At 68.4% G+C, this 12,079-nt stretch carries 8 protein-coding genes and 1 tRNA gene; 5 read left to right on the forward strand and 4 right to left on the reverse strand.

Features of this window, described 5'->3' with window-relative positions:
• The first annotated feature begins 149 nt into the window (after positions 1 to 149).
• On the forward strand, positions 150 to 446 hold the full coding sequence (locus tag PSU4_RS03140; RefSeq protein ID WP_147102566.1) for a WhiB family transcriptional regulator: 297 nt from the start codon (positions 150 to 152) through the stop codon (positions 444 to 446).
• A gap of 411 nt (positions 447 to 857) precedes the next feature.
• On the opposite strand, the gene PSU4_RS03145 is transcribed toward PSU4_RS03140, so the two are convergent.
• Together PSU4_RS03145 and PSU4_RS03150 are read right to left on the reverse strand one after the other, a co-directional pair.
• A complete protein-coding gene (locus PSU4_RS03145; RefSeq protein ID WP_147102424.1) occupies positions 858 to 2,231 on the reverse strand; it encodes an ABC1 kinase family protein in 1,374 nt (457 codons plus the stop codon).
• Complete coding sequence (locus tag PSU4_RS03150) at positions 2,192 to 3,235, reverse strand: TOMM precursor leader peptide-binding protein (protein WP_186816716.1); 1,044 nt, start codon at positions 3,233 to 3,235, stop codon at positions 2,192 to 2,194. Before PSU4_RS03150 ends, PSU4_RS03145 begins: the two co-directional genes overlap by 40 nt.
• Before the next feature lie 229 nt (positions 3,236 to 3,464).
• Here PSU4_RS03150 and PSU4_RS03155 point away from each other — a divergent pair, with 229 nt between their 5' ends.
• Positions 3,465 to 3,998: a M48 metallopeptidase family protein gene (locus PSU4_RS03155; protein WP_307724766.1), complete on the forward strand. Its 534-nt coding sequence runs from the start codon at positions 3,465 to 3,467 to the stop codon at positions 3,996 to 3,998.
• A gap of 21 nt (positions 3,999 to 4,019) precedes the next feature.
• Here PSU4_RS03155 and PSU4_RS03160 read toward each other — a convergent pair whose 3' ends face one another.
• Positions 4,020 to 5,525 carry a zinc-dependent metalloprotease gene (locus tag PSU4_RS03160; RefSeq protein ID WP_147102427.1) on the reverse strand — a complete coding sequence of 502 codons (1,506 nt, stop codon included), beginning with the start codon at positions 5,523 to 5,525 and terminating at the stop codon, positions 4,020 to 4,022.
• A 329-nt stretch (positions 5,526 to 5,854) separates the two neighbouring features.
• Here PSU4_RS03160 and PSU4_RS03165 point away from each other — a divergent pair, with 329 nt between their 5' ends.
• The 3 genes from PSU4_RS03165 (at position 5,855) to PSU4_RS03175 (ending at position 10,341) form a co-directional block, all read left to right on the forward strand.
• Entirely contained in the window at positions 5,855 to 8,752 is a 2,898-nt protein-coding gene (locus PSU4_RS03165; protein WP_147102428.1) for a UPF0182 family protein, read from the forward strand.
• 250 nt (positions 8,753 to 9,002) lie between these two features.
• Positions 9,003 to 9,076 (forward strand) — tRNA-Met (locus tag PSU4_RS03170).
• Positions 9,077 to 9,435: 359 nt separating this feature from the next.
• Entirely contained in the window at positions 9,436 to 10,341 is a 906-nt protein-coding gene (locus PSU4_RS03175) for a hypothetical protein (RefSeq protein WP_147102429.1), read from the forward strand.
• Here the strand turns inward: PSU4_RS03175 and PSU4_RS03180 are convergent.
• The gene (locus PSU4_RS03180) at positions 10,338 to 12,005 is read right to left on the reverse strand and encodes an HsdM family class I SAM-dependent methyltransferase (protein WP_147102430.1); all 1,668 of its coding nucleotides are present in this window, start codon (positions 12,003 to 12,005) and stop codon (positions 10,338 to 10,340) included. The two genes, PSU4_RS03175 and PSU4_RS03180, sit on opposite strands and share 4 nt — an antisense overlap.
• Positions 12,006 to 12,079 lie beyond the last annotated feature (74 nt).

The following is a 12,079-nucleotide window of genomic DNA, read 5'->3' on the forward strand; positions in this document are numbered from 1 at the left end:
CTCCGCGGCCCTTTTCGTTGTGTCACAAAGAAATTCGAACCGATCACATCTCTCACCAGGAGGTAGTGGTGCTAGTGAGATCAGCTCCGTCGGACACCGGAGCGGTCACCTCCGACCTGGCAGGCGGCGACACCGCCTCCGGCGTCGGGATGCTGTTGGACGCGGCCCCGGCCGCGGGTCTGGACCTGCCCTGCCGTTCCGGCGACGCGGACCTCTGGTTCGCCGAGTCGCCGCTGCAGCTGGAGCAGGCCAAGACGTTGTGCGGCGGGTGTCCGATCCAGGCCGAGTGCCTGGCCGGTGCGAAGAGCCGTGAGGAGCCCTGGGGGGTCTGGGGCGGGGAGATCTTCGAGCGTGGCGCGGTCATCCCGCGCAAGCGCCCGAGGGGCCGCCCCCGCAAGACCGACCTGGAGCGCGACCGCACGTTCTACGCGGCCGTCGGCGCCTGACCGAACACCTCGTACGACCCCCGCACCCCCCGATCACAGAGGAGAAGCCGAGATGAACGACCTCCAGCCGGCAGCCGCCGTGTCCCCACAGCCCGTGACCGACCCCCGGCGACCGGCCGGAACCACAGAGGGAACCACGATGCTGATCCACGAAGCCCTGGCTCGATCGCGAAGGCAGGAGGCAGAGGAGCAAGCCCGCCGTCACCGGCTGGTACGTTCCGTCGCCGCGGGCCGACGCTGGGCGAAGCTGGCTCGATACGCCGAGCAGCGCGCCCGGCGCAGCGCAGAACGCGCCCGCGCCGCCGCCTGCTGACCCGCGGGCCCACCGCGCTCCTGCTACCGGCGCGGTGATGCGACGACGCCCGCCCTCACGACCATCCGGTCGGGGGCGGGCGTCGACACGTCCTGGGGTCAGCTCCCCGCGGCCGGGGTGTCGTCGTCGGCGAACAGCTCGGGCTGCCAGTGCGACACGATCCCGCGCAGCGGCACCTCGGCGCCCAGCTGACAGAGAATCCCCAGCGTGCCGAGCGTGACCCGGTGCACCAGCAGGTACTGCGGCGGCAGGTTCAGCAGCCGGCCGGTGTCGAACTCGGGGCTGCGCAGGTCGCCGACCCGTTCGGCCTGGCTGCGCAGCCACTCCCGGCTGAACCGGAACGTCGGCGTGCCCAGCGGGTCGGTGAACGGCGACAGGTAGGCCATCGCCTCCTCGGCGGTCACGGCCGTGTCCGCCCGGACGAACCCCTCCTCGACCATCAGCTCCATGAGGTCGGCGGGCCGCCGCTGCAGCGCGTAGCGCGTCATGATCGTCAGGGGCCGGGGCAGCCCCTCGGGCAGCCGCGCGACGGCACCGAAGTCGAGGACGAGCAGCCGGCCGTCGTCGACGACCTGGAAGTTGCCCGGGTGCGGGTCGGCGTGCAGCAGCCCCAGCCGCGCGGGCGCCGAGTAGTGGAACTCCGCCAGCAGGACGCCCGCCTCGTCGCGGCGCTCCTGCGTGCCGCCGCGGATGATCGACGACATCGGGGTCCCGGTGACCCATTCGGTCACCATCGCCCGCGGTGCCGACGCGACGACCTTGGGCACCCGCACCTTGTCGTCGCCGTCGAACTCGGCGGCGAACCTGCGCTGGTTGTCGGCCTCGTCGCGGTAGTCGAGCTCCTCGACCATCCGCTCGCGCATCTCCTCGATGAGCGGCTTGATCTCCATGCCCGGCGCGAGGGGCTGCAGCAGCCGGCTCATCCGCGACAGCTGCCGCAGGTCCGACAGCACCGCCTCCTCGGCCCCCGGGTACTGGACCTTGACGGCGACGTCGCGCCCGTCGTGCCACACCGCCCGGTGCACCTGGCCGATGCTCGCCGCGGCGGCGGGGGTCTCGTCGAAGTCCTGGAAGCGGCTGGGCCAGTTGCGCCCGAACTGTTCGGACAGCATCCGCTGCACCTCGCCGAACGGCATCGGAGGTGCCGCCGACTGCAGCTTCGTCAGCGCCTCGCGGTAGGGCTCGGCGAACTCCTCGGGGACGGCCGCCTCGAACACGCTCAGTGCCTGACCGAACTTCATCGCGCCGCCCTTGAGCTCGCCGAGGACGGCGAACAACTGCTCGGCACTCTTGGCCATGAGCTGCGCGGAGATCTGGTCGGCGTCGCCGCCCACGAGCCGGCGGCCCCAGCCCGCTGCGGCCCGCCCGGCGACGCCGAGCGGGAGCCCGGCGAGCTTCGCGGTCCGGGACACGGTCCGGCGGGGGATGTCGGTCACTCCTCGATTGTCCCCCGCGAAGCGCCCGGCGTGCATTCCACGATCCGGCGCGCCAGGTGCTCGGGCCCCGAGGCGAGACGGGCACCCCCTCCGGAGCAGGGGCAGCCGGGATGCCGTGACCAGCGACGACGTGCGGTGACGGCGGCCGCGACGTCGATCTCGACGGTCGCGCCGAGGGCCGCCGGAGGGGCGACGGTGCCGTCGGTCACTGCGAGCGCCTGCGCGGTCGCCATGCCGATCGTGGCGACGACCGTCGGGGCGTCGGCGGCCGCGCGCAGCCGGGCGAGGCGCGGCGCGAGCCGTCCCCACTCCGGGTCACGGTCGGCGCGGTGGCGGTCGAGGCACTCCAGGCACGCGCTGCGCCCGGGTAGCACCAGCGGCCCGACGACGCCGTTCCCGTCCCGGGTCCGGGCCTGCAGGTGCGCGACACCCGTCGCCACCAGGCCACGGACCGTGACGGGGTCGGAGGCGGCCGCGTCGGCGAGCACCACCAGATCCGGGGTGAAACGGGCGGGCAGCCGCGTCCGCACACCGGGCGCCACCCGGCGCATCGCGTCCGCCGCGGCGGCCGCGCGGGACCGGCCCCGGTCCTCGTCGAGGTAGCCGGTGCCGACGTCCTCACGTTCGACGACGCCCGCCGCCGCGACCTCGACCGTCCCCACCCCGGCGGCCGCCAGCCCGCACCCCACGCCGACCGCGATCGCGCCGTCGCCCTGGACCCGCACGACCGCCCCCGCACGCCGGCGTGCCGTCCGTTCGGTCCCGTCGGCGTCGACGACGGCCCCGCACGCCAGCAGGTCGACGACCATCGCGACGGCCTCGCCCGGATCAGCGCCCGCCGCGACCGCGCGGGCCAGCACCCGGTCGCGGCGGGCGGGAAGCGTCAGCTCGTCGAGCAGCGCCGCCAGGGGAGGGGTCAGCTCGTCGACGACGACCGCGGTCCCCGGCGCGAGCCCGACGACGCGGGTGCCGGGCCCGCGTTCCAGCAACGGCCTGTGGGGGTCGACGACGAGAACGGCGGGCAGCTCGTGTGAGGTCACGAGCCTGATGGTGACGCCACGACCCCTCCGCGGGGGCCGGATCCGCGCTGCTCGTTGCGGGTGCGACCCGCGCGGGTACCGCCGACGTGCGGCCGACCGGTCGCGTCGGGCATAGACTTCCGGCATGGCGGGACCCTCAGCCGTCGAGGTCCGGAGGAGCGACCGGCGTCGGCGGATGGTGAGCGCTCGGCGAGAAGGCGACACAGTCATCGTCTTCATCCCGGGTTGGATGAGCGAGTCCGAGGAACGACGCTGGGTGGACGAGATGGTCCGCCGCCTCGAACGCAGCGAGGCCAGACGTCGCTCACCGGCGCGCACGGGCAACGACGCGTTGCTGCGGCGCAGTCTCGAGCTGTCCCGGCGCTACCTCGGCCCCGACGCGGTGCCGACGTCGGTGCGCTGGGTCGCGCCGATGCGCACCCGGTGGGCGTCGTGCACCCCTGTCGACGGCACGATCCGCGTCAGCGAGCGGCTGCGCGACGTGCCGGGCTGGGTCGTCGACTACGTGCTGGTCCACGAGCTGGCGCACCTGCTGGTGCCCGGGCACGACGACCAGTTCTGGGAGCTGGTGCGCCGCTACCCGCGCACCGAACGCGCCATCGGCTACCTGGAGGGGCTTTCCGCGGCGGCGGGACTCGGGTTCGTCGGCACCGACGGCGACGACGCGACCGACACCGAGCCCGACGGCGAACTCGACGGGGACGTCGGCGGGCTCGAGGGCATCGCGGCGATCGACGACGCGGGGGAGCCCGCGGCGGGCTGACGCGCCGCCGCGGGACCCGGGTCAGTCCTCGGTGGGCTTCTCGTCGTCCGTGCCGGCGTCCTTCTCGCCCGGCGCCGCGTCCTGCTCCCGCTGGGCCGCCTCGCGACGCTCCGCGGCCTCCTTGGCCGCATCCATCGCCGCGTCGTTCTCGCGGTCGCGCTGGAACTGACGCTCGATCTCCGCGATCGGGTCCGAGTCGTCGGCACCGGCGACGAAACCGGCCGGGTCGTCGAGGTCGTCGGCGGTGGGGACGAGGTCGGGGTGGGCCCACAGCGCGTCGCGACCCTCGGTCCCGCGCTGCTCACCCAGCAGCTTCCACAGCTCGGCGGCCGCCCGCAGCCGCCGGGGCCGCAGCTCCAGCCCCACGACCGTCGCGAACGCCTGCTCCGCGGGCCCACCCGACGCGCGCCGGCGCCGCAGCGTCTCCCGCAGCGCCTCCGCACCCGGCAGCCGATCACCCACGGCCTGCGCGACGACCGCGTCGACCCAGCCCTCGACGAGCGCCAGCAGCGTCTCCAGCCGCGCGAGCGCGGCCTTCTGCTCCGGCGTCGTCTGCGGCTCGAACATGCCGCCCTGCATGGCTTCCTGGATCGACTCCGGGTTGGACGGGTCGATCGACGAGGCCAGCTCCTCGATCCGCGACGTGTCGACGGAGATGCCCTGCGCGTACTGCTCCACCGCGCCGAGCAGCCGCTCCCGGAGCCACGGCACGTGCGTGAACAGCCGCTGGTGCGCGGCCTCACGGGCGGCCAGGAAGATCATGACCTCGTTGGCCGGCCGGTCGAGGCCCTCGGTGAACTTCTCGATCGCCTCGGGCAGCAGCGCCGCCGCGCCCGACGAGCCGACCGGGAAGCCGATGTCGGTGGAGGTGAGCACCTCGGCGGCGAGCTCGCCCAGGCCGTTGCCCAGCTGGCTGCCGAACGCGAGCCCGCCCATCTGCCCGACCATCGCGAGCATCGGTCCGGCCGCCTGCTTGGCCTGCTCCGGCAGACCCTCCACCCAGGCGCTCGACACCCGCCGCGCGACGGGATCGCACATGCGCTTCCACGTCGGCATGCTCGACTTCACCCAGTCGGTGGGCGTCCACGCGACGGCCTCCGACGACGCCGCCGGGAACTCGGTCGCCTCGTCGAGCCACAGCTGGGCCAGCGCCACCGCGTCGCGGACGGCGCTGCGCTGCCCGTCGGTGAGCGACGACGTCTTCTGCGCCAACGCCTGCGTCGCGATCTGGGCCGCGAGGTCGTAGTTGACCGGGCCGTCGCCGGGCGCGCCGCTCTGGGCGTGGCTGAGCATCTGCCCGAGCTGGGTGAGCATCTGGCCGAGCTGGCTCATGTCGAAGCCGCCGGGGCCACCCGCGCCGGGCATCCCCGGGAACCCGCCGGGCATGCCACCGGGCGGCATGCCCGGGAGGTTGCCGAAACCGAACGGGTCCTGGGGCCCCTTGGGCTCGGAGCCCTCGCCGTCGCCCGGCCGGTCGCGGTCCTTGTCGCGGTCTTGCGGTCCGAAGCCGAAGGGGACGTCACTCATGTCACCACGGTACGCGGGCCCGCCACCCCCGGGGATGTGGATCGTCGCTGTTCGCGCACAGCGTCGCCACGGACGTCGCCACCGACGTCGCCACCGACGGGCACCCGTGGCCCGGCCGGAGGGGGTGAACGCCGCCGTCGGGGCGCAGATCCGAATTGTCACGATTTGCCAACGTGGCCCGCGCAACGGGAACCACACGCCCCTTCCGTAGAGTTGGCACGTCAGGGCGCGCCGTCCGTGCGGCTGCCGGCGACTCTCGCGTTGTCGCGGCCTATGGTGGCCGGCGCGCGCCCGCGGCAGTTCGCCTTACGACGTCAGGAGCGTGACCCGTGGCCACACGGCCCCCAGCGGCGGTGCCATCGATACCTCGCCGCCCCCGGATCCTGCTCATCATCGCGGCGATCGTGGTCGTGCTGTTCCTGGGCGGCTCCCGACTGATCGACTTCTACGTCAACTGGCTGTGGTACGGGGAGGTCGGCTTCCGGTCGGTCTTCTCGACGGTGCTGTTCACCCGCACCGTCCAGTTCGTGCTCGGAGGCCTGCTGATCGGCGGGCTCGTCTGGCTGTCGATGTGGCTCGCGTACCGGTTCCGGCCGGTGTTCGTGCCCGTGTCCGGCCCCGAGGACCCGATCGCCCGCTACCGCACGGTGATCATCCAGCGGCTGCGGCTCTTCGCCATCGCCATCCCGGTCGTCGTCGGCCTCATCGCGGGGCTGGCCGCGCAGGGCGACTGGCAGACCGTGCAGATGTTCCTGCACGGCACGTCGTTCGGGATCACCGACCCGCAGTTCGGCAAGGACGTCAGCTTCTACACGTTCGACCTGCCGTTCTACCGGCTCCTGCTCGACTGGGTCATGGTCGGCGTCGCCCTCTCCTTCGTCGCCGCGCTGATCACCCACTACCTCTTCGGCGGCATCCGCCTCGCCGGCCGCTCCGGCCAGATCTCCTCGGCCGCGCGCGCCCACCTCGCGTCGCTCGCCGGGGTGTTCGTGCTGCTCAAGGCGCTCGCCTACTTCTTCGACCGCTACGAGCTGCTGTTCTCCGACCGCAACCCGAACTTCAACGGCGCCACCTACACCGACCTCAACGCGGTGATGCCGGCCAAGCTCATCCTGCTGTTCATCTCGCTGATCTGCGCCATCGCGTTCTTCGTGTCGATCTTCCGGCGCAACCTGCAGCTCCCCGCCATCGCGCTGGTGCTGCTCGTGCTGTCCAGCGTCCTCGTCGGCGCCGCGTGGCCCGCGATCCTGCAGCAGTTCGTCGTCGGCCCCAACGCCAACGAGCGCGAGGCACTCTCGATCTCCCGCAACATCGAGGCCACCCAACAAGCGTTCGGGCTCACCGACGACAAGGTGACCATCGAGCCCTACTCCGGAACGTCGACGGCGACCCCGGCCGCGGTGCGCGCCGACACGTCGACCATCCCGAACATCCGGCTGCTCGACCCGGCGAAGCTGACCAAGACCTTCACCCAGCTCCAGCAGCGCAGGAACTTCTACGGCTTCCCGGACAAGCTCGACATCGACCGCTACACCGTCAACAACCAGACCCAGGACTACGTCGTCGCGGCCCGCGAGCTCGACAGCAGCGGCCTCGTCGGCAACCAGACCGACTGGATCAACCGCCACCTCGTCTACACCCACGGCAACGGGTTCGTCGCCGCACCGGCCAACAAGGTCAACGCCGCGCTCGAGGACACCGGTGGCCGCGGTGGCCTGCCCGAGTTCACCGTCAGCGACACCTCGACCAAGGGCGCCATCGACGTCACCCAGCCGCGCATCTACTACGGCGAGCTGATCAAGGACTACTCGATCGTCGGCGCCGAGCCCGGTGCCGCTGCCCGCGAGTACGACTCCGACAGCCACCAGTACACCTACACCGGCAAGGGCGGCGTCTCCCTCGGGAACTTCTTCAACCGGCTCGTCTTCGCCGTCGACAACGGTGAGATCCGGATCCTGTTCAACGACTCGATCAACGACGAGTCGAAGATCATCTTCAATCGGGACCCGCTGGAGCGCGTCAAGAACGTCGCACCCTGGCTGACCGTCGACGGTGACCCGTACCCCGCCGTCGTCGACGGCAAGATCCAATGGATCGTCGACGGCTACACGACGCTCAAGCAGTACCCCTACGCCCAGCAGGTCCCCCTCGGCGACGCCACGCGCGACAGCCTGCAGGGCGGCGTCCAGCGCCTGCCCGACACCGACGTCAGCTACCTGCGCAACTCGGTGAAGGCCACCGTCGACGCCTACGACGGCACCGTCACGCTCTACGAGTTCGACGACAAGGACCCCGTCCTCAAGACGTGGGAGAAGGTCTTCCCCGGCACCGTGCAGCCCAGCTCGGCGATCAGCCCGGAGCTGCGCGAGCACTTCCGGTACCCCGAGGACCAGTTCAAGGTCCAGCGCCAGCTGCTGACCCGCTACCACGTCACCGACCCGGGCGAGTTCTTCTCGACCGTGTCGTTCTGGGACGTCCCCTCCGACCCGACGGTGCAGGGCAACACCGGCTCCGGCCAGGAGCCGCAGCCGCCGTACTACCTGCTCGCGGGCCTGCCCAACCAGGAGGGCGCGTCGTTCCAGCTCACCAGCGCACTGGTGAGCCTGCAGAGACAGTTCCTCGCCGCCTACATGACGGCCGACTCCGATCCGGAGAACTACGGCAAGATCACGATCCTGCAGCTACCCGCCGACACGCAGACGCTCGGCCCGCAACAGGTGCAGGCGCAGTTCCTCGGCTCACCGACCGTGTCGCAGGAGCTCAACCTGCTGAGACAGAACCAGACCACGATCGACTACGGCAACCTGCTGACGTTGCCCGTCGCCGGCGGCCTGCTCTACGTCGAACCGGTCTACATCGAGAGAGCCGGGCAGGACTCCTCCTACCCGCAGCTGGCCAGAGTCCTCGTGAGCTACGGCGGCAGGGTCGGCTACGACGCCAACCTCGCCACCGCGCTCGACCAGGTCTTCGGTGCCGGCGCCGGTGGCGGCGTGACCCAGGGCGGCGGAGGCAACCCGCCGCCGACCGACACGGGCACCAACCCGCCGCCCAACCCGGGCGCGGGTGGCGGCTCCAACCCGGCGGCCACGGCCGCGGCCGCCGAGATCTCCCAGGCGCTGAACCAGCTCAAGTCGGCTCAGCAGTCCGGGGACTTCCAGGGGCAGGGTCAGGCGCTCGCCGCGCTCGACGCCGCCGTCAAGAAGTTCCAGGCCGCCCAGGGCGGCTGACGCAGCACCGACCGACGCCCCGTCCGGCATCCCGCCGGACGGGGCGTCCGTCGTTCCGGCGGAAGATCAACAGGTGTGACCGGAGACACCGGAAGTCGTCGACGGGGCGTTCGGCCCGGTAGGCGGGTCCCCGCGCGGTGTCGTCGCAGGTCGGAGCGGGTTGCACCCCGGGTGCGGGACTGCTTTCGGCGGGTGTACTGTTCTACCTACAACAGCAACACAGCACTGCACGAGAACGACGCAGTGACGGCGCGGGGTGGAGCAGCTCGGTAGCTCGCTGGGCTCATAACCCAGAGGTCGTAGGTTCGAATCCTACCCCCGCTACAAAGGTCAGAAGGCCCCCGGACATTGTCCGGGGGCCTTCTGCGTTGGGGCTTGTGACCAGATCTGTGACCATGAGGCGGCACGTGGCGGCCCGCGCGCCTGTGAGGTTGCTGGCCGAGTGACGTGGCGCCTCATGCCGCGTGGACCGACAAGACGTTCGGCCGGTGCGTAGTCGTGCGCGTGGGCGCCCTGTCTCAGGCTGTGTGGCTTCGATCTTGGCCTCGACGAGTCCGTTGAACGCACCACCGGACGCTGAGGCGTGCTGAGAGCGTGCGCAGGCGGACCGTGAATCGCCCCTGTGCGAAGCTACGAGAGCTCGCGAACGTTGATCGTCGGGGTTGCTCGGAAGGCAGGCGGCATTGGCTAAGAAGATCGGGCAGTCCTTGCGGGACGGCGTCGCAAGTGAGTCCCTGCGTGAGCACCTTGAGGCGGTCCGTGCCGCTCAGCCCAAACCTTCCTCATGGGCAGCGGTAGAAGACGGCTTCCTGCGGGCAATGGAGGTGTTCGACTCTCACGTCATCGCAGGCGAAGCGGGGGAAGGGGAGCGGCAGAACGGCAAGGGCGACTATTTCAACGATCTCATTGCCGCGCTGCTTGAGCACTCCTCGGGTGCCGACCTGACGAAGCGTACCGGTGTGCCGGGGTTGATTTTCGATCGTCACAGCCTCGACGTGACTTACCCACCTCAGGGCTCGATCGTCGAAGTCCTCATCGAGGCGAAGATGCTCGGCACGCCGAAGCACCCCGGGAGTGTGAAAGCTAAAGCGTTCGGGCGGCCTGGCGCAGCAGACCTTCTGAAGCGGTTCAAAGAGGCAGGCTTCAAGACGATTGACCTGAAGGGCGGCTATGGATACAAGCAAAGCCAAGCCAACCTTGCAGTGCAAGCTGGACCGTCAGGCGACCTGACGTCGTGGCTCAGGCAAGCCAAGCCGAAGAGCTTCATTTTGGCCGCCGTCCGGGTCGTCAGTGAAAGCGACTTTGCTGCCGTAGTTCGAGTTGCTGATTCGATGCAGCAGGCGATGGACGCCGTCGGACTTGCCTGTTATCGGCCAAAGGGGTTCGACGTAGATAGCTTGAATCCGCCTGCTTACGAGATGGTGCGGGTTCCGCGGAGTGTTGATATTAACCATGTCCTCCATCGCATATCTCAGGACCTGAGGGATGCTGTCAGGAATGTCGCCGAGCGATCTGCGGACGAAGATCGGGTCGCTGGAATCGAAACTCCGGCAGAAGCGGCTCGAAAGCTGACTCAGGGCGAAGACTAGGCTAGCCCAAAGTCGCCGGTCTTCAAGCCGTACGCCGCCATTGACGCCCGAGTTGCGGCGATGGTATCGCGGGAGCGAAACGCATTGCGAAGTTCTTCGCGTACCTGGTCGTTGATTTGGGTGAAGTTTGGTACACGGACATTTCGTAGGTACTGAGCTTGAAACCGTAGCGTGTCTCCTCGCATTCGGACGGAGTACGCTTCGATAAAGCTCTGTGCGATTTGAGAGATGAGGATGCCACCCAGTACTTCCAGGTCCCACGTTCCTGAAATTATGTAGTACAGGTTGTGGTGAGGGTAGAGCTTCCCTGGGTCGAGTACCGGGTTGATGGAGCTTCGCATGTCCTGAATTAGCAACTTTGACTGGCTGCTTAGGCCGTGGTTCACCTTGTCGATCGTTTGATACCAGCATCGTCCGTTTCTGGCGATGAACCTGTTTCGTAGTGCCGCTTCGTTCTTCAAGAAATAGTGCTTGAGCTTCGGGTGATCATCTAATTCGACCAGGGTTCCATCGGAATCCCAAGGATTCACAAGATACCTCCCTGACCACTCGAGCTGGCCCGTCTTGAGGTCTTTGACGGTAGCAAGTGGCAGCATTCGATCAGGCTCTGCGACGCTGTGGTTTTCTGTGACGAATACCTTGTCTGCGCCAGAGGCGACTCCGATCCCTACCCGGGTACCGGTGGTGGCGTCGTTGAGCGGAGCGAAGTTGTCGCTAAGGTACTCGATCATGGCAAGTCGTTCTGGTGAACCCGTCGGCCAAAGATCGTCACCCGAAAACCAGTGCGGAAGCCTGAATGCGTGGAACCGACCTTCGTCCAACTTCGACTGATCGCCTTGAGTGGTCCACCGTGTCAATATCTCGGCATCACAGCTGTTGAAGTCTTTCATGGCTTCGGCGACCACGACTGACCCCTGGTGGCGTCGACTGATCACCGTAATAGCAGGATACGCTGAAACGGTCGATTCGAAGGCGTCAACATCGTGTAGCTCCCAGGTCGCGTCCACGCTATACGACTCGGTGATCATCTTCCTTAGGGAAGCGCCATACTGATTGCGCATCCAACGGTCAGCGCAGATAAAGGCGAGTGTCCCGTTTGGACGTAAAGCGGTCAGGCCTCTCTCGAAAAACCCGACATAAATGTCGGCGCGACCTGTCATCGTCTTCCAGCGGGAGCGGTACTGCTTTTGTACCTGAGGGGCGACGTCTTCCAGTCTAAGGTATGGCGGATTTCCAATTACTACGTCAGATGTTTCTGTGTCAGCATGTTCTGCAAGGAGGTAGTCGCCAGTGTTGAGCCACGATTCTAGAATGGATTCGATGGCTACTTCAGGGATTGGTAGCGCAGCTAAAATGGGGCGAAGAGCGGAGCGACATGATTCGATACTGCTAGCCTGAATGTCCCACGCAGAAATTGACGAATGCAGTTGCACTACAACTTCTTCTGACAACTCTTGATCGCGAAGGCTTGCGACTAGACGCTCGACTGCTGGCACAAGAAACGCTCCGGTGCCGCACGCAGGTTCAGTTAAGCGGAGCTGAACCAAGTCTCGATTGCACTTGTAGTTGGCGGCGTCCAATAGAGCGTCAACAACCCAGCGACGAGTGAAGACCTCGCCAAAATCCCGCGGTGTCAGGGGCGGAAGCTGTAGATCGCTGGCCACAGATAGATCGTAGGCGACGGGTCTGTCAAAGACGCGGCCGCTCGGGTCGTTCGGTGCAACCGTAAACGTCGCGG

This window comes from Pseudonocardia sulfidoxydans NBRC 16205 (assembly GCF_007989085.1).
GTDB classification, from domain to species: domain Bacteria; phylum Actinomycetota; class Actinomycetes; order Mycobacteriales; family Pseudonocardiaceae; genus Pseudonocardia; species Pseudonocardia sulfidoxydans.